Origin of the sequence: Methylophaga sp. UBA2513, assembly GCF_002341285.1 — a bacterium.
In the GTDB taxonomy this organism is placed as follows: domain Bacteria; phylum Pseudomonadota; class Gammaproteobacteria; order Nitrosococcales; family Methylophagaceae; genus Methylophaga; species Methylophaga marina.
Genome location: NZ_DDNT01000022.1, coordinates 97,701 through 116,144, shown reverse-complemented (window position 1 = coordinate 116,144; position 18,444 = coordinate 97,701). Strand labels below are relative to the sequence as shown.

Sequence of the window (18,444 nt, the reverse complement as noted above, 5' to 3'; positions counted from 1 at the left end):
TCCGGGATCAGTAAACCACTACATCCACATCCGGCGTAATGTCGATTAAGCCTTCCATGATGCGTGTTGATAACTCAGCATAGCGATATGGCCGTGAAGGCGCATGGATCAGGCCAGGACATAACTGTCTGGCCTGTTTCAAACGCATTCCGGTATGTACGCCAAATGCTCTGGCTTCATAGGAACAGGTAATAATCGTCGTTCCCTGAAGACCATTGGTTACGGCTACCGGCTTTTTGAACCAATCAGCATTATCCATCTGCTCTACTTGGGCAAAAAAACAATCCATATCCACTAAGGCGATCATGCGTGGCCATGGTGATAAGGCATCAATAGTCATTATTTAAGGATAGGTACGTAACTGACCGACCACTACACCTTGGACCCGTACACGACTGGCAGGCAAGGTGACAGGTTCATAATTAGCATTAGCAGGCATTAATGTCACGGTGCCATCGTTATTAATTAACAGCGTTTTCAGGGTGGCATCAAACCCATCCACCAAAGCAACAACAATATCGCCATGACGTGCTGTTGGCTGGGATTGCACCACGACATAATCGCCCGACATAATGGCCTTATCAATCATCGAGTCACCGTTTACTTTCAGTACAAACCGTCCCTTTCCAGTAAACATATCGCTCAAATCAATTTCAGACTCATCAGCAATGGCTTCCACTAAGCGGCCAGCGGCGATTTTTCCTTTTACTGGCAAAGTGACGGATGTCAGCGGAGCAGGGTCAGGCTGCTCGGTTAAGTGCAGTCCTCGTGTTCTTCCGACATGTCGCTCTAGAAGTCCGGCATCCACCAATGCCTGGATATAACGATGGGTTGTGCCTTGAGACTTTATCCCTAAGCCCTTGGCAATCTCAGAAACCAGCGGTGAACGTCCCTGTTCATCTATGTATTGACGAATAAAATTCAATGTATCTTGTTCACGTTCGGTCAGCATCATCTCTTCCTTTTAGAGAAAATATTGAGAAGAGAAAATATAGAGAATTTATTCCATTTCAGCAAGTATTATTTTTAATCATATCCACATGAACAAGGCGAGCTTATATCTTTGTTATTAAAGGAGTAAATTCAAGGGATAACTAGACTTAATGCCGTGTTTCAGCGATAATTGTCGCCTTTTCAAGCCTTTCCCATCGAAGGCTTACCTCTCATGACTCAGTCAAAATCAAAATAAATTACTGCTAGCACCTTGCTATGCATGGTGTGTATGAGTCATAGCTCGGTTTGGTTTATAAAGGGATCCTATGTTTAATCTGTTACTGAAACGCCCACAAAACATAAAGAATGATGTGTTATCTGGACTGACTGTTGCCTTAGCGCTTGTGCCAGAAGCGGTGGCTTTTGCCTTTGTGGCTGGTGTTGAGCCTTTAGTCGGTTTATATGCCGCATTTCTTGTCGGACTTATCACCGCGGCGATTGGTGGCCGGCCAGGTATGATTTCAGGTGCGACAGGCGCGTTAGCGGTTGTTATGGTGGCATTGGTGGCACAACACGGTGTGGAATATTTATTTGCCACTGTCGTGTTAATGGGCATTCTGCAAATCCTGGCTGGGGTATTCCGGTTGGGTAAATTTATTCGTATTGTCCCACTTCCGGTTATGTTGGGGTTTGTAAATGGTCTGGCCATGGTCATCTTTCTGGCCCAACTCAAAGCCTTTAAAGTCACTGGTGAAAATGGTGAGGAACAATGGCTATCAGGTGAGCCATTATGGTGGATGTTAGGTCTGGTCGCTTTAACCATGGCGATTAGCTATTTCTTGCCTAAGTTAACTAAAGCTTTCCCATCCTCTTTGGCCGCTATTATTGTCGTTACTCTAGTGGCAATTGGCCTGCATCTTGATATTCGTAATGTAGGTGATATTGCTTCTATTGCCGGCGGTCTTCCAGAGTTCAGTATTCCGATGGTTCCCTTCAATCTGGAAACATTACTGATTATCGCGCCCTACTCCTTTATCTTAGCGTTTATTGGTTTAACAGAGTCCTTACTAACCCTCACTCTCATTGATGAAATCACAGAAACAACAGGCCGCCCAAATAAAGAATGTATTGGTCAAGGTGTAGCTAACACCGTAACAGGCTTTTTTGGCGGCATGGGCGGTTGTGCCATGATTGGTCAAAGTATGATCAATATTAACTCGGGTGGACGCGGTAGATTATCTGGTATCTCGGCAGCCTTATTCTTACTTTGTTTTATTTTATTTGCATCACCACTGATTGAAATCATCCCTATTGCGGCTTTAACGGGCGTGATGTTTATGGTGGTACTGGGTACCTTCGAATGGGCGAGTTTTCGCTTACTGGGCCGTATTCCATTACCGGATGCCATTATCGGTATTTCCGTCGCCGTGATTACTGTCTTTACTGATCTGGCTATCGCCGTGATTACCGGTATCATCATGTCTGCGTTGGTTTTCGCTTGGCAACATGCCAAACATATCTATCTGAAAAGTTATAAAAATGAACAAGGCTCTATTGTTCATGAGTTAAACGGACCGTTATTCTTTAGTTCGGTGCGTAACTTTAATGATTTATTTGATCCGAAAAATGATGATGCGGATGACGTCATTCTAGATTTCAAAAACTCGCGGGTTTATGACCATTCCGCTATTGAAGCTATTGATTCGTTGGCAGATCGTTATATCAAAGCTGGGAAAACACTGCATTTAAGGCATTTAAGTGAAGAATGTAAACAATTACTGAACAATGCAGCGGATCTGATTGAAGTCAATGTGATGGAAGATCCGCATTATCATATTGCTGATGACAAGCTGGCATAAAAGCCAAATAACTGCTATCTTTAGCGCCATAATAATAAGTTTAAAATTGTATAACCTATTGAACTACGAGAAAAAAACATGTTAAAAAAAATCGATAAATTGCTGATAGAAAAGTTTCCACATATTATTCTGGGCTTTACTGCATTTTGGCTGCTACTCATTGCTTACGGCCTTTATCACAACTAAGCCAATCAGCGTATTATTAAAAGGCCAGTCTTAGACTGGCTTTTTTTATGCCTATAAATTAGCATCGATTCAGCAAGTGATTGATTTTTGATCTAGGTCAATGCCCGATATCCACAGTAGATAAATAATAACCTCACGCTGTTTAGACAGCAGACTATTTTCAGAGGGGAGAACTATTATGGAAAAAATCGAACACTATATTCACGATAACTTTGCCGCATTAATCTGCGTGATGTCTGTTGCATGGCTAGCACTTGTTGCTTTCGGCCTAATCATGTCCTAATCCAGTTAAGGCATCAATAACTCAAAACTTGCCCGGGCAACACACTGGCCGTTTAATAAACACTCAACCTCATGTGTGCCCGGGTAATATTGTCTTGTCGAAATCTTCTTCAAGCTATGTCGTTTTTCCAACTGAAGATATTGTCCTTCACTTAAATGAATATTTTTCCATTTAAATACTTTTTCTCTGCTTATTTTCCCTCCCGCACCAACAAAGCGAATTTTGTAATCTAATACAAGGTATTGAATCTGTTTGCTCAGCATTCCCAATTCCAGCACGAGTGTTTCTCCAAGCTGTAATACTGACTGAGAAAGCCGAAGCTGTGCTTGTTCAATGTTAACCGAGTGACTAAAACCTAAAAGCGGATAGACATCTGTTATACCTTGTTTAACGAGACTTCTCATCGCATGGCGAATCACCCAACTCGTATTATCAGAAGCATTTTTTTGCCATTGAGAACAGACATCAATAACCATTTGAGGATGATCTTTACTCATATCATTGATGTTATTAGCCACAGACCGTCTCACATATAGACTCGAATCACTTTTTAACTTCTCAAGAAGCGGCCATATAAGAGCGGGATCATGACGTAGTTCAGCGAGTTGCGGTGCCCAGGGTAAACGCGGGCGAATGCCTTCAGAAGCTAATCTTCGTACATGTTCATCATCATGTTCAGCCCATAACAGCATTTGCTGATAGGTTTCATCAAAGTGAGCCTTCAGAAAAAAACGAATAGCAAACTCAGCTGTAAATAATGAAGTGAGTTTTTCGAGTGCAGCAAAAGAAACGTTGCGATGCTCCAGACCATATAAAGCAACATAATCAATTAATGGCCAGGCTAGGTAATGTGCCCACCCAGAAAAATGTTCATCTCTAAGAGACTCAGCCGCCTCTAATAAGATATTTATTGCATCAACATAATCGTGAGGTAGATAAACATGCAAACTCTTCGCAAGATAATCTGCACGCGTCTTGAGCTCCAGCTCATCTAGTTTGAGAGATGCAGTCTCAATAAAATCCGTTACAGCAAAATCAGGCCACACTGAATGAATCAGAGAGCCGATTTCCTTCACTGCAGGAATATGAAGTTTATTTTTGAGTTGTTCAGCCATAAAAAAAAGCCGCGATGGAATCGCGGCTTTTATCATACGGTATTCTGTCTTAGCTTAGGCAGTTTTTTTACGTCTGCGCATTGCTGTCATACCCATCAAACCAGAACCTAGTAACCATACAGCAGCAGGAACAGGTACTTCGCTAACAGGTGGGCAATATTCGCCATTCACTGTTAACTCAGCCCAGAAAACGTCTTCGCTCCATTTTGAAAACCAAGCCTTGAATGAGATGCCAGCAAGGATTTCGTCAAATAAGTCTGAGCTTAGGCTGAACATTTCAACACCGCCATCCAGAGAACCTAAGTAGCTCAAACCAGTACCATACCAGTTATCAGTATAAGCATATAAATCATCCCACCAACCATTTGCATTTGTCGAAATTTTTAGTGTGGCAGATGTAATGTCTAAATCTGCAGGGTCAGTGATAGCATCGAAATCCATATAACCAAACTCATAATAGTTCGATACTGAGGCAGTAAATGTTTCTGAGTATGTTTCAGGGTTATCACATAAAGATGAATCGTCCCCACAACCACCATGATGGTGGTGGTGACCATGGAAAAATGTTGCTGAAGCAACACTTGAAAAACCTAGCAACATAGCAGCTACTAAAATAGCCGATTTGTAAAATTTCATAGAATTATCCTTGTTTACTATGCAGCCCGGCCATCTTTAAAAAAAGACCCGTGGCTTTCCGTCACATGGCTCACACCAAGGTTGGCTTATCTGTTTATTATGCAATCACTATCTGCAAGATAGATATTAGTGAGTTGTAATGTGCCAAACAATTGTACTTTGGTACTAAAAAGTAAAATAAATCAGCTTATTACGACTCTACTTGTCCGATAACTTCACTGTTAACGGATAAATAAGTCCGACTCAACTTATTCCGGACGATTGCATAATATGAGGATATCTATGTCGGAACAATTGTACTTTGGTACAGTTTTTAATCTTTTTTAACGTTTTTTTACAAATACAGCAATAGACTCGACATGGGTGGTATGTGGGAACATATCCATAATGCCTGCCGATTCCATAATGTAGCCATGCTGGTTCACCAGTTCGCCAGCATCACGTGCTAGCGTTGCAGGATTACATGAGACATATACCAATCGCTCAGCACCTAACGCAGCTAATTGATGCAACACTTCAAATGCCCCACTTCTGGGAGGATCCAGTAAAATCTTATTAAACCCTTTTTGTGCCCAAGGATAATCTTTCAATTCTGTTTGGGTGAGATCCGCTTGCTCAAACTCGGCATTAGATAAGGCATTAAGTGCGGCATTATTTTTTGCGTGTTGTACCAGTGCAGCATCACCTTCAACGCCAACGACCTCTGTCACCCGTTTAGCTAAAGGCAAAGTAAAGTTGCCGAGCCCGCAGAACAAATCAAGAATACGATCTCCATCCTGAACATCCAGCAGCGTCATGGCCCTTTGAATCATTTTTTCGTTAATACCCGCATTCACCTGCGTAAAGTCACTCGGGTCAAACTGTAAGTTCAACCCCGGCTCTGGTGCGTAACTAAGCTGAGCAGACTCAGGCCATAATAAAGACACGGTATCCGGCCCACCTGGTTGCTGATAAATCCATAAATTATTGTTTTGTCCAAAGCTAATCAATGCATTTTTATCAGTCTCGGATAATTCATCCAGATTACGAAACACCAATGCGACATGTTCATCATCCATTGCCACTTCAATCTGAGCGATGCGGTTATAGGCTTCCAATCCACCAATTAATGAAGCTAAATCCGTTAAACGATGACCCACACGTGGATCTAACACTTCACATTGTTCAAGCATGGCAATGTACGGCGATGACTTTTCCCTAAAGCCCACTAAAACTTGTTCTTTTTTAGCGACGTATTTAACGCCGAGGCGTGCTTTACGACGATATCCCCATAATGGACCGGTTAAAGGTTCCAACCACTGTTCAGGGCTTAAGTTACCAAAATGAGTAAAGTGTTCAGCCAATGTGGCCTGTTTATGAGCCAACTGTGCTTCAGGTGACATATGCATCAAACTACAGCCGCCACAAATACTAAAATGCTGACATTTTGCCTCTACCCGATCATCAGCAGCAGACAAGACTTCTACCGTGCGCGCTTCATCATATTTTTTATGAACCCGACTATATTGAAAGTTCACTTTTTCTCCGGCTAATGCGCCATCTACAAAAACAGTTTTGCCTTCGATGCGAGCAATTCCCCTGCCATCATGTGATAATGACTCAATCTCTGCTGTCACAAGCTCTTGCGGTATTCTTTGTCTGCGGCTACGTCTTGCCATTGTTATCTCTTATCTCTGAAAAATAAAAATCCAGTGGTGTTTTCACACCACTGGATATCGTTATTATAATCAATCTGATGTAATTATTTTTGTTTCCAGCTGCCGCCTTGTTGATACCACCAGCCATTAGCAGCATTACTAATCCAACGTTGTGCAAATGTTTGCTGGATATCATTCTGCCATTCTGGATGACCATTGGCTCTGGCGATTTCAGCATATAACGCTTTACGATCATTATTTTCAGCGGCAATCAAGCTGTTTAACTGATTACGGTCTTTTAACGGTACCGACTTAGCATCACGCAATGTAATAAAACCATCATCAGTTAAACCTATTGCGCCACTATTATAGAAAGGCTTCAGGCTTTCATGGCGTGATTTCATATTCGACTGTAATGCATTGATAGCGGGTGAATTGATATTAATATCCGCGCCCGCCGCTTCAGCTTTCGGTACCATCCAGTTCAATATCGACATTGCCAGTGGCAACTTGGCATCTGATACTGAAGACTGCTTATCCTGATCATCAGATTTAATCGTATCAGCGGGGTTTGTATCTGGTCCCCACACATCTTCAATAATTCTATCTGCCGCTTTTTCAGCTGCCGCTGCTGGGAAGTAGATATTTATAGTCACGCACGAGACCAACATTAATCCCGACACCGTCCCCGTTAACCATTTCATGATTTGCATAACCTCTCCTTACTCAATTATCGGTCCAGAACTATTTTGTACCGCTTTGATACGCTCTAATAAATCTGCCCAGTCCACTCTTCGTGTATAACCAATCACATCAATCCATGGTGGTAAACCGCCACCACCTTTCACAATATAGTACCCCTGATCAGCATCTTCGATGCCAGCCATTTCACAGACATCATTTCGTAAATAACAAGACAGTCCTAAACGTTTGTAAGAAAAGTCATCAAAAAAACGTAAAAAACTTCTGGATATCATGCCTGTTGCACCACCGCCAACCTGCGTTAAATTATCTACGGCACGCTGACTGATAACACGTTTCCCCGGATTATCTTCAGACGTTTCTAATGTGGCATCAAACTGGACCGGTTTCCAATCAGACAATCGTAAGTTATGAACAGCTCCGGACACACGACCTGTAATTTTTCCCACATCAAACGTTTTGGTTAACAGTGCTAAATCTAACTCTGTGATATCAATATTGGCATACAGTTGTGGTAATACGCCAAGAGGATCCGTCAAACGCAAGTCGCGAATGACTGTCGTACCATCGAAGACTTTAACTTGTAATGCCCCATCGATAGTTAATTGCTGAGATTGGTATCGCACATGAGGAATAACGCCCGATAACTTACCATGCATTGTCGGCCAGTCCAGTGCCTGCGTTAAACTCTCCATGGATATCGGTAACAACAAGCCATCAAATGACCAGGTTATCTGTTTATCTTCTTGTTGCTGCAAACTCAGCTGATTTATTTGTAGCTCTCCATCCAATACGGGAATCGTCGTTTCTTCTACTAACTTAAAGCCATTTTTCACAGTTTGCGTATGCAGACTGCCGGCACCAATATCGACAGCATACAGTTTGGCTTGCTGCCAGGATAAATAACCATTTAAAGGCTTATCACTATTGGTCCAAACCAGTTCACCATTCAGCTTATCCGCCTTGTAACGCTGCTCACTATCCACCACACTGACGTTATTCAACGTGGCACTCAGCTGATGCTGCTTGTCAGACCAACTTATTGAGGATGAAACCTGACCTGACAATTGTAAATCAGCTGCGGCAGTGCCCACCATAAAAGGCTTTAGCCATGTTGAATAAAATGGTGATAGCGTTTTTACAGTCACATTCGCTTCAACCTTAGTCGGCATATTATCTGTTATTTCAGCAGTGGCCTCTAAAGTAAATTGTTCTGGTTGCGTTAACTTGATATCCGCTAAGGTCCAGTGATTTAAGCCTGATTCATACTTGCCTTCAATGCTTAACTCAATGGCAGAAGTAGATAAATCGACAAAGACAGGATCACTATAAACCTGGCCTGCAGTGAATGAAGATGCAGCAACAATATCCCAGGTATTGTCCGTATTATTTAAGGCGACATCTCCTTGCATTGTCACATTTTCCGCCACCTGACTTGCCGTCGTATTACTAAAACCCAAATCAGTGAATTGCCACTTTGCGGTGGCTGACGATACTCCCAGCAAGTTTCCATCAAAACGTGCTTGAACAGATATCTGACCTTGAGGCTGCCAGTTGTTGACCACATCAATGTATTGTTTATCCAAAAATTGAGGTAGCCATTTCTGTAGTGCTGATAAGGGAATATTCTGAGCATCAATATTCACGTCCCAACGCTGTTCATCAAGACTAATATCAAGGCTTACCGTACCACCATCCAGTCTCAGATTTTTTAGCTGGATATGATATTGTTCACCTTCGGTACTGACATCGAGACTAAATTGGATTTGTTGCTGCCCCAGCTCAGGATGAGAAAACTGTAAACTACCTGACTGACAATGAAAGGCATCCGTTAACCAAGCTGCTTTTGTACACTCAAATGTCACATTGCGTAATTGATTCAGTGGTTCAGCTAAGGTGATTTGAGCAGCGGTCCCTGATAGCTTCAGACCATCAGAAGTAAGTTGGACATAGGTCTTCAGCTCTTTCGCATCAAATTTTTCTGCCCAGCTATGTTCACTACTAATTTGAATCGTATTAATAGCGAATACCGGGAATGACCATAAACATAGCCATAAGAAAACTGACTTTGGCGTCAGATAGCTCATTATCAGGCAGGGAAAACGCCTGTTGAGATGTAACGATCGCCACGATCACAGACGATACTGACAATCACCGCATTTTCTACCTGCTCAGAGACCTTCATAGCTGCAGCTAATGCACCACCCGATGACACTCCGGCAAAAATACCTTCTTCAGCGGCCAGTCGTCGCATCATGCTTTCAGCTTCATCTTGAGTGACATCTATTGTTATATCAATGCGCTCTGGCTCGAAAATCTCAGGTAAATAAGCCTGCGGCCAACGGCGAATACCCGGAATACTGGCGCCCTCTGCCGGCTGCACACCCACCACTTGAATCGCTGGTTTTTGTTCTTTTAAATAACGCGATGTCCCCATAATTGTGCCGGTCGTGCCCATTGAACTCACGAAGTGGGTAACTTCGCCCTCGGTATCAGCCCATATTTCAGGCCCCGTAGATTCATAATGGGCCAGAGGATTATCAAAGTTTCCAAATTGATTTAGCACCTTGCCTTTGCCCTCTTTCTGCATTTGTAAGGCCAGATCCCTTGCGGACTCCATACCATCTGTCAGAACAAGTTCGGCACCATACGCTTTCATTGAAGCACGACGTTCAGCACTACTGTTTTCCGGCATAATCAGAATCATTCGATACCCTAGTATCGCCGTCACCATCGCCAAAGCAATACCAGTATTGCCACTGGTCGCTTCGATCAAGGTGTCGCCAGGCATGATATCACCGCGTAACTGCGCTTGTTGAATCATACTCACCACAGGTCGGTCTTTAACCGAGCCAGCTGGATTATTACCTTCCAGTTTCACCAGAATGGTATTACTCGACTCGCCGGGAATACGCTGTAATCTGACAAGCGGCGTGCGGCCAATAAACGCTTCAATCGTCGGGTAAGATTTCATCAATTTGCTTCCATTAACACAACATAAGCAATCGCATATTCATGATCGTCACTCAGGCTTAACATCGCCTTATCAATATGCATTTTTTCTTTCAGTTCCAGTCCCACTTTTTCGAACTGTAACTCAGGTTTACCTAGTGAATTATTTCTGACGCTGATGTGGCGCAAACTTAAACCATCCCGAAATCCTGTCCCCATGGCTTTAGCGGCGGCTTCTTTTGCTGCAAATCGTTTCGCTAAAAAATTAGCCGGTTTAAGTTGCAATTTAAACTCGCTGAACTCATGGGCACTGAGTATTCTTTCAGCAAACTTATCACCATGTTTATCGAGTAAGTCTTGCATTCGCGGAATATGAACAAGGTCTGTGCCAATGCCAATGATCATCCCCGGCGCGCGTCCTGCATCAATTGTTTCATCTCGCGAACCGCTGCCTGAAAGCCAGTAAACACCGAACGCGCCACAATCGCGTGGCCAATATTTAACTCCACCAGTTCCGGTATCGCCGCAATTTTCTGAGTATTGTGGTAATGCAGACCATGGCCAGCATTCACCTGTAATCCCCTTTCATGAGCCTGTTTTGCTGCATCAGCAATCACGGCAAGCTCTCTTTCGGCCTCTGCATCGGTTTCGGCATCAGCATAACGGCCAGTATGAAGTTCTACCACTGGTACACCGCAAGCCACTGCCGCTTCTATTTGAGCCAAATCAGGATCGATAAATAAAGAGACACGTACATTGGCCGCCGCAAGGCGCTGACACGCTTGCTGCATTCGAGACAACTGCCCCGCCACATCCAGACCACCTTCTGTTGTCAATTCCTCACGTTTCTCAGGTACTAAACAACAGTCTGCAGGACGATATTTTTCAGCCATCGCCAACATTTCTTCAGTGACCGCCATCTCAAGATTCATTTTTGTCTGCAAGATATCGCTCAACATCGCCACATCACGTTCCTGAATATGTCGACGATCTTCGCGTAAATGTAATGTGATACTGTCCGCTCCTGCTTGCTCTGCTTCAATCGCTGCCTGAATGGGGTCAGGATAACGTGTTCCACGAGCTTGACGCAGTGTGGCGATGTGATCGATGTTGACACCTAGATAAATAGACATGAATCTCCAAACTCAGTTTGTTTTTGTTGTAAATTGATTAAGCCCAGCAAATAACTGACGACTATGTAAAGGACGGCCGCCCAAGTAATAATTTATCACTGACCGCATCATATGTTTGATTTCTTTCAGGCTCACATCATCAAATTCCGCTTCCTGATCAAGATGACGTAAGCTGCGTCCAGATACCGTATTCTCAAGCTGTTGACCAAATACACGGCGTGGACCACTATCTGGATGGTAAATATACATGCCTTCATCTTCAATATTCTGACCAGAATCGACATCCACCGTTAATGCCAGACCATAGCCTAGATGGCTGAGCAGCGCTTTTTCAAATAATCGCAGGGTAATCTGTTCATTGCTTTTTTGTTGGAGTGAAGACAGCGCCTGACGGTAAGCCAGATAAATCTCTGGTTCCGCTTCATGAAGAGGTAATAACTTGACGAGCAACTCATTCATATAAAGGCCACAGAGGCTGGCATTACCAACAAGACGATAACTGGGTTCATCCACTTCGATGTGACTCAATGTCACTAAATCACCTTGGCCATACCAGCTGAGCCAGAGCGGTTGAAATATTTGTATCGATGAGCTGCGTTTCTTTTTTTGCCGTAAACCTCGAGCGACCAGACTCACTCGCCCATAATCCTGCGTTAACACATCGACCAGTGAACTGGTTTCACGATAGGGTCTATGGTGCAGAACAAAAGCAGACGTCAGCTCCACAAGCTACCTATAGGTCGTCGTTATAACCCAGGTTCTTTAACATGCGCTCATTATCTGACCAGCCTTCACGCACTTTGACCCATATCTGTAAAAACACTTTACAACCGAATAGCTGTTCCATTTCCAGCCGAGCATCCTGACCGATAAGCTTGAGCTGTTCGCCTTTTTTACCAATCACAATCGACTTCTGACCGCTTCGCTCAACATAAACAACAGCACCAATTCGATACATGCCTTCTTCTTCCTCGAACTGTTCAATTTCTACAGTGAGTGAATAAGGTAATTCCTGACCGAGATAACGGAATAATTTTTCACGTACGATTTCACCCGCCAAAAAGCGTGAACTGCGATCGGTTAATTGATCTTCATCAAAGATCATCTCGCCTTCAGGCATTAACTTGGCAATTTCCTGCTCCAGTACATCTGTATTCATACCTTTCCGTGCAGAAATAGGCACAACAGCCGCAAAATCATATTGTGGTGCAAGTGATTGTATCTGTGGTAATAAATCTGATTTGTCTGAGAGTTTATCGGCTTTATTTAACACTAAAATGACTGGAGAGCGTGCATCTTGTTGAATACGTTTCAAGACGCGCTGATCATCTTCCGTCCATTTCAGTCCTTCCACAACAAACAGCACCACATCCACATCGTCAATTGAAGCGGCAGCAGCGCGGTTCATATAACGATTCATCGCTTTTTTACCGTCGCTGTGCATACCCGGTGTATCAACGTAGATAAACTGGCCCTGGTCTGTGGTTTTAATACCTAGAATACGGTGGCGGGTCGTTTGTGGGCGACGTGAAGTAATACATAATTTCTGACCAAGAATACGGTTGATTAATGTGGACTTACCCACATTTGGACGCCCAATAATGGCAACGTAACCGGAACGAAATGGTGTGGTATTCATTATTTACCCTCTATTAGAGTTAAGGCACGTTCAGCGGCTTTTTTTTCAGCTTTTCGGTGACTACTGCCTTGAGCAACGACCACTTTGTCCAGCAAGGTAACCTGGCAGGATGCTTCAAAGACAGGCTGTTTCTTGTCTGTTTTTAATTCTTTAACACTATATAGCGGTAAAGGCTGTTTACGACTTTGTAATAATTCCTGCAAACGCGTTTTAGGATCCTTGACCGTTTCTGTCACATCAATAGACGCTATTCGCTCGGCAAATAGTCTTAAGATGAGCTCTTTGACAGGTGTCAGACCGCTATCAAGATAAAGTGCACCTAAAATAGCTTCTACCGCATCAGCCAGAATTGATTCCCGACGAAAACCACCACTTTTTAGTTCACCTGGCCCGAGGATTAATACATCCCCTAACTTTAACTCGCGCCCCAGCTCAGCTAAGGTTTCACCTTTGACCAGAGAAGCCCGTAGACGGCTTAATTTTCCTTCCTTAACTTGAGGGAAACGGTTGAATAACTCTTCCGCAATCACAAAACTCAAAATAGCATCACCGAGATATTCAAGACGCTCATTATTTTTGGGATCCGCACTGCGGTGCGTTAAGGCTTGTTGTAAAAATGCGGTATCTTTAAATTCTACTTTTAACTGTTTGCACAGGGCTTTTTGCCGCTGGGTTATCATTATAGCTGTGGCTCTACATCAATTTCTTTATGAAAATGCCCGACCAGATCGATCTGAGCAAAAAACGGTTTTCGCACTTCATAGTCGATAACGATTTTCGTTACGTAGGCGGTGTTTTTACCGCGGAAAACTTCGACATCATCGCGTTCGACACTACTGATATAGCCGATATTAAAGCGCTTAGAAAGCAGTGTCTGTACTTCATTTTTCGAGAGATTGTTATTACGTAGTTCTGTCTTCATATCTTCCATGATCTGGACGACACCGTAATACTCCTGATACATCGGCACCAAACGAATCGCTAATGTCACAAAAAAAGCAATCAAGGCCAACACAATGACCCAGCCAATTAATGTCATACCTCGCTGGTGTTTCATCACAATCTCCTTATTCAATAGACTGACCTAAACGATTCCAGACAATGCCGCCCTCATTCCAGTCCCAACTCATCCAAACTAAAAAGGCCTTACCGACCAAATTTTCTTCAGGGACGGTTCCCCAGTAACGACTATCATTACTGTTATCACGGTTATCCCCCATAACAAAATAGTGTCCTTCAGGCACCACGGTTTCACCTTCCACACGTTTAACACCCGGTTCAACCACGATTAGATGATTATGTTCACCGAGCTGTTCAGAACGTAACTCAGAGCCTGGAGCTGAAATATTAATCATGCTTTCAGGTTTTTCTTGTGGCTCTTGTGCAACCGGTTCGCCGTTAATATAAATCGTTTTATTGAAATAACCGACTTTATCTCCGGGAAGGCCTACCACACGTTTGATATAGTCAATATCAGGGTCACTTTTATTCTTCTTCACCGGGTAACGAAAAACTACCACATCACCTCGTTCAGGCTCGCCTGTCTCTAATATTTTTGTGTTGAGGACCGGTAAACGGATGCCATATGAGAATTTATTCACCAGAATAAAATCACCAATGTGCAGCGTAGGTACCATTGATGACGATGGGATACGGAAAGGTTCAGCGATAAAGGAGCGAATCACTAACACCAAAAGAATGATAGGAAAAAATGAGCGTGCATATTCAACCACGACAGGTTCTTTTGCATCGTTATCACGACCTGGTGCCCAAAACAGCTTGTCGATTAACCAAATCAAGCCGGTGACGGCTACCAGTAACACCATGATTGCGGGAAAACTCACTGTATAACGCTCCTTCCTACCTTTTATGAATTCTTTGACAGTTGTAATACGGCGAGGAAGGCTTCTTGTGGCACATCCACCTTACCAACAGACTTCATCCGTTTTTTACCTGCTTTTTGTTTTTCCAGCAATTTACGTTTACGAGAAACGTCACCGCCGTAACATTTAGCTAATACATTTTTACGCATCGCTTTGACGGTAGAACGAGCAATAATATGTCCGCCAATAGCCGCTTGAATAGCAATATCAAACATTTGACGCGGTATCAGCTCTTTCATTTTTTCGACTAGCAGTCTCCCGCGACTCACACTGCTATCCTTGTGCACGATGAGCGATAAGGCATCGACTCGTTCACCATTAATCATAATATCTAATTTCACCAGATTGGCTGGCTCGAACCGAACAAAGTGATAGTCAAGCGAGGCATAGCCACGGCTGACAGACTTCACACGGTCGAAGAAATCAATGACCACTTCATTCATAGGAAGTTCATAGGTTAACGCAACCTGTTTTCCCATATACTGCATATTCTTCTGCACACCACGTTTTTCAACGCATAAGGTAATCACAGCGCCTAAATGGTCTTGTGGCACCAGAATATCCGCTCTGACGATAGGTTCACGTATTTCTTCAATGGTGCCAACATCAGGTAGCGATGATGGATTTTCAACCCGTTCGACTTCGCCATTTTTCTTGAGAACTTCAAACACAACGGTCGGCGCTGTTGTGATCAGATCAAGATCGTATTCACGTTCCAATCGTTCCTGAATGATTTCCATATGCAACAGCCCCAGGAAACCACAACGGAAACCAAATCCTAAGGCTTGTGAGCTTTCAGGTTCATAAAATAATGAAGCATCATTTAGGCGTAATTTCGACAAGGCTTCACGGAAGTTTTCGTAATCATCACTGCTGACAGGGAAAATACCGGCATAGACTTGTGGGGTTACTTCTTTGAAACCGGGCAGCATTTTATCTGCACCATGGTGTGCGTGCGTTAAGGTGTCACCTACCGGTGCCCCATCAATTTCCTTGACCCCTGAAATGACGTAACCCACGTCACCACAATCCAGCACGTTACATGGTGTGCGTTTAGGTGTGAAAGTACCTACTTGATCGACTTGATATTCCTGCCCTGTCGACATGACTTTTATTTTATCTTTGTGCTTAAGTGAGCCATCGACAATACGTACCAATGAAATAACACCCACGTAGCTGTCAAACCAGGAATCAATAATGAGGGCTTTAAGAGGTGCGTCTGGATTACCTTTTGGCGCAGGGACTTTTGCCACCAGCTCTTCCAGTACGTCTTCAATACCAATACCAGTTTTGGCACTACAACGTACAGCATCCATAGCATCGACGCCGATAATGTCTTCAATTTCTTGGGCAACACGTTCCGGTTCTGCCGAAGGTAAATCAATTTTATTCAGAACTGGCAATACTTCTAAGCCTAAATCAATGGCGGTGTAGCAGTTCGCCACACTTTGTGCTTCCACACCCTGCGCCGCATCAACGACTAATAATGCCCCTTCACAAGCAGCAAGAGAGCGGGATACTTCATAAGAAAAGTCGACGTGTCCGGGTGTATCGATGAAATTCAGCTGATAAGTTTCCCCATCGCGTGCTTTGTATTCCAGTGATACGCTTTGCGCTTTGATGGTAATACCACGTTCGCGCTCAATATCCATAGAATCTAGCACTTGCTGGGACATTTCCCGGTCAGTCAGACCACCACAAATTTGAATAAACCGATCAGCAATGGTGGATTTACCATGATCGATATGTGCGATGATAGAAAAGTTACGTATATTGTTCATTTAGTTACATTTTCATTAGTGACGTCGGTGGCCATTCCGAACAGTTAACATAGATTTTGCATGACATGCATTGTTCCCGCTGGCAGATGATATAGGCCTTTGAGTCACGCGCTCAGCAAATGATCCCACATTATACGCATTTCACTATGACAAAACGATAATCTCGACACGCCTTAGATAAAAACGTGACTTCTGAATACCAGTCTGACACTCTGTCTTCGCTCATGGCTGAGAAGACTTCTGAGTCAGATCATCTCAATAGCAATACAGTACTTTTGTGGACAATAATTACCATGGATAAATCGGTCCTGACGGGTCCCATCATAAAAACCTTCTTAAGCTATGCCATCCCCTCCATTTTGGGCTTATTAGCCATCACTACGGCCAGTATCGTAGATGGTATTTTTGTCGGCCAATTTGTCAGTGCTCAGGGGCTCGCAGCCATCAATTTACTGATTCCCTATCTGTCTTTGATATTTGGACTGGCTTTAATGTTTTCCATTGGAGGAGCCGTTCGAGCGGGCTATTATATTGGTCAGAAACGTTTTCAATCAGCATCCGATGTCTTTAGCCAGTGCCTGCTTATTATTGTCGTTATTGGACTTGGTTTTCTGCTTTTTTCCTGGTTATTCACTGACGCTATATTGCTTTTTCTCGGCACGCCCACCTCCATACTAACGTTAATCAGGCCTTATTTTCTGATCATCAGTGCTGTATTGCTTATTCAGATTTCTACGATGGTGATGTATTACTTTATTCGTCAGGATAATGCTCAAACACTCGCTTCAGTTGCATTAATCAGCGGCGCCATCATTAATATTATTCTGGATGCTGTGTTTATTATCGTATTCGAATGGGGACTAAAAGGCGCTGCCGCTGCAACAGCCATTGCACAAACCATACAACTGATTATGTTAAGTCGTTATTTTTTACGATCTCAGAAAAAGTTAACTTTTTCATTCATCCAACATAATAAATCAGAAATAAAACCCGTAATGTTTAATGGCAGATCAGAGTTTATCAATGAAATCTCTGGGGGATTGGTCATCCTGGTATTGAACTGGATTTTAGTCAGTCGGCTTGATGTTGAGGGTATCGCGGCTTTTGCCGTCATTAATTACCTGATCTTTATCAGTCTGATGCTGTATTACGGCATATCTGATGCATTACATTTGGTGGTCAGTCAAAATCATGGGGCCCGAAATACCCAGCGAATCAGTCAGTTTATGCTAACAGCCATCATCGGTATTCTTTGCATCAGTATCAGTGTGACACTGTGCTTGCTCTATTTCCCAGAACACATCAGCAGCCTGTTTCTGGATAAAACAGCCGAACACACGATGCAATTATCCAAACACTTTATTTCTCTATTGTGGCCGTTATTTTTGATAAATGGTGTTAATGTGATTCTTTCTATTTATTTAACGGCCATCCAGCAACCGATTCCCTCTATGGCCATCGCGTTATCGAGAGGGTTATTCTTGCCTATTGCATTGTTACTCGTTTTGTCTTGGTTACTTCCAGAGCCTGAATTTCTTATTGCTTTACCACTCTCAGAATGGCTGACATTTTTACTCGCTATCCTCTTATTTATCCGATATCGCCCAAAAAAAATGAATTAAACATCGCTAAAGTATCTTTTTTAAAAACAGAAGAATGGCAACAAAATTCATATGTCATGAATCATCAGGCAAAAAAAAAGCCA

18 protein-coding genes and 1 riboswitch are annotated in these 18,444 nt (G+C 43.1%); of the genes, 2 read left to right on the top strand and 16 right to left on the bottom strand.

Features of this window, described 5'->3' with window-relative positions:
• Positions 1-7 precede the first annotated feature (7 nt).
• Positions 8-340, bottom strand: coding sequence for a DNA polymerase Y family protein (locus tag B3V56_RS14685; RefSeq protein ID WP_289282321.1), 333 nt, complete (start codon positions 338-340; stop codon positions 8-10).
• A 3-nt stretch (positions 341-343) separates the two neighbouring features.
• Positions 344-955 carry a transcriptional repressor LexA gene (gene lexA, locus B3V56_RS14680; protein ID WP_286305153.1) on the bottom strand — a complete coding sequence of 204 codons (612 nt, stop codon included), beginning with the start codon at positions 953-955 and terminating at the stop codon, positions 344-346.
• A gap of 304 nt (positions 956-1,259) precedes the next feature.
• On the opposite strand from lexA, the gene B3V56_RS14675 reads away from it, so the two are divergent.
• The gene (locus tag B3V56_RS14675; RefSeq protein ID WP_286305154.1) at positions 1,260-2,792 is read left to right on the top strand and encodes a SulP family inorganic anion transporter; all 1,533 of its coding nucleotides are present in this window, start codon (positions 1,260-1,262) and stop codon (positions 2,790-2,792) included.
• A 474-nt stretch (positions 2,793-3,266) separates the two neighbouring features.
• On the opposite strand, the gene B3V56_RS14670 is transcribed toward B3V56_RS14675, so the two are convergent.
• From B3V56_RS14670 to lepA, 14 genes are all read right to left on the bottom strand, one after another.
• A complete protein-coding gene (locus B3V56_RS14670) occupies positions 3,267-4,376 on the bottom strand; it encodes a DNA alkylation repair protein (protein WP_289284470.1) in 1,110 nt (369 codons plus the stop codon).
• A gap of 54 nt (positions 4,377-4,430) precedes the next feature.
• Positions 4,431-5,012 (bottom strand): VPLPA-CTERM sorting domain-containing protein, encoded by a 582-nt coding sequence (locus B3V56_RS14665; RefSeq protein ID WP_286305156.1) that lies wholly within the window; start codon positions 5,010-5,012, stop codon positions 4,431-4,433.
• A gap of 17 nt (positions 5,013-5,029) precedes the next feature.
• A riboswitch (cyclic di-GMP riboswitch) is annotated at positions 5,030-5,108 on the bottom strand.
• 227 nt (positions 5,109-5,335) lie between these two features.
• Positions 5,336-6,670: a 23S rRNA (uracil(1939)-C(5))-methyltransferase RlmD gene (gene rlmD, locus B3V56_RS14660; RefSeq protein WP_286305157.1), complete on the bottom strand. Its 1,335-nt coding sequence runs from the start codon at positions 6,668-6,670 to the stop codon at positions 5,336-5,338.
• 83 nt (positions 6,671-6,753) lie between these two features.
• Positions 6,754-7,362, bottom strand: coding sequence for a YdbL family protein (locus B3V56_RS14655; RefSeq protein ID WP_289284469.1), 609 nt, complete (start codon positions 7,360-7,362; stop codon positions 6,754-6,756).
• Between the two features lie 9 nt (positions 7,363-7,371).
• On the bottom strand, positions 7,372-9,438 hold the full coding sequence (locus B3V56_RS14650) for a hypothetical protein (RefSeq protein ID WP_286305159.1): 2,067 nt from the start codon (positions 9,436-9,438) through the stop codon (positions 7,372-7,374).
• Between the two features lie 2 nt (positions 9,439-9,440).
• Positions 9,441-10,325: a cysteine synthase CysM gene (gene cysM, locus B3V56_RS14645; RefSeq protein WP_286305160.1), complete on the bottom strand. Its 885-nt coding sequence runs from the start codon at positions 10,323-10,325 to the stop codon at positions 9,441-9,443.
• A complete protein-coding gene (acpS, locus tag B3V56_RS14640) occupies positions 10,325-10,708 on the bottom strand; it encodes a holo-ACP synthase (RefSeq protein ID WP_286305161.1) in 384 nt (127 codons plus the stop codon). The genes cysM and acpS overlap by 1 nt, the downstream gene beginning before the upstream one ends.
• Positions 10,705-11,436 carry a pyridoxine 5'-phosphate synthase gene (gene pdxJ / locus B3V56_RS14635; RefSeq protein ID WP_289281483.1) on the bottom strand — a complete coding sequence of 244 codons (732 nt, stop codon included), beginning with the start codon at positions 11,434-11,436 and terminating at the stop codon, positions 10,705-10,707. The genes acpS and pdxJ overlap by 4 nt, the downstream gene beginning before the upstream one ends.
• 12 nt (positions 11,437-11,448) lie before the next feature.
• Entirely contained in the window at positions 11,449-12,162 is a 714-nt protein-coding gene (gene recO, locus B3V56_RS14630; protein WP_286305163.1) for a DNA repair protein RecO, read from the bottom strand.
• A gap of 7 nt (positions 12,163-12,169) precedes the next feature.
• The gene (gene era / locus B3V56_RS14625; RefSeq protein WP_414673352.1) at positions 12,170-13,078 is read right to left on the bottom strand and encodes a GTPase Era; all 909 of its coding nucleotides are present in this window, start codon (positions 13,076-13,078) and stop codon (positions 12,170-12,172) included.
• Positions 13,075-13,755, bottom strand: coding sequence for a ribonuclease III (rnc, locus tag B3V56_RS14620; RefSeq protein WP_289243825.1), 681 nt, complete (start codon positions 13,753-13,755; stop codon positions 13,075-13,077). Before rnc ends, era begins: the two co-directional genes overlap by 4 nt.
• Positions 13,755-14,132: a DUF4845 domain-containing protein gene (locus tag B3V56_RS14615; RefSeq protein ID WP_286305166.1), complete on the bottom strand. Its 378-nt coding sequence runs from the start codon at positions 14,130-14,132 to the stop codon at positions 13,755-13,757. Before B3V56_RS14615 ends, rnc begins: the two co-directional genes overlap by 1 nt.
• A 10-nt stretch (positions 14,133-14,142) precedes the next feature.
• Entirely contained in the window at positions 14,143-14,919 is a 777-nt protein-coding gene (lepB, locus tag B3V56_RS14610; RefSeq protein ID WP_286305167.1) for a signal peptidase I, read from the bottom strand.
• 23 nt (positions 14,920-14,942) lie between these two features.
• Positions 14,943-16,739 (bottom strand): translation elongation factor 4, encoded by a 1,797-nt coding sequence (gene lepA, locus B3V56_RS14605; RefSeq protein WP_289243827.1) that lies wholly within the window; start codon positions 16,737-16,739, stop codon positions 14,943-14,945.
• 293 nt (positions 16,740-17,032) lie between these two features.
• On the opposite strand from lepA, the gene B3V56_RS14600 reads away from it, so the two are divergent.
• Entirely contained in the window at positions 17,033-18,361 is a 1,329-nt protein-coding gene (locus tag B3V56_RS14600; protein ID WP_286305169.1) for an MATE family efflux transporter, read from the top strand.
• Positions 18,362-18,444 lie beyond the last annotated feature (83 nt).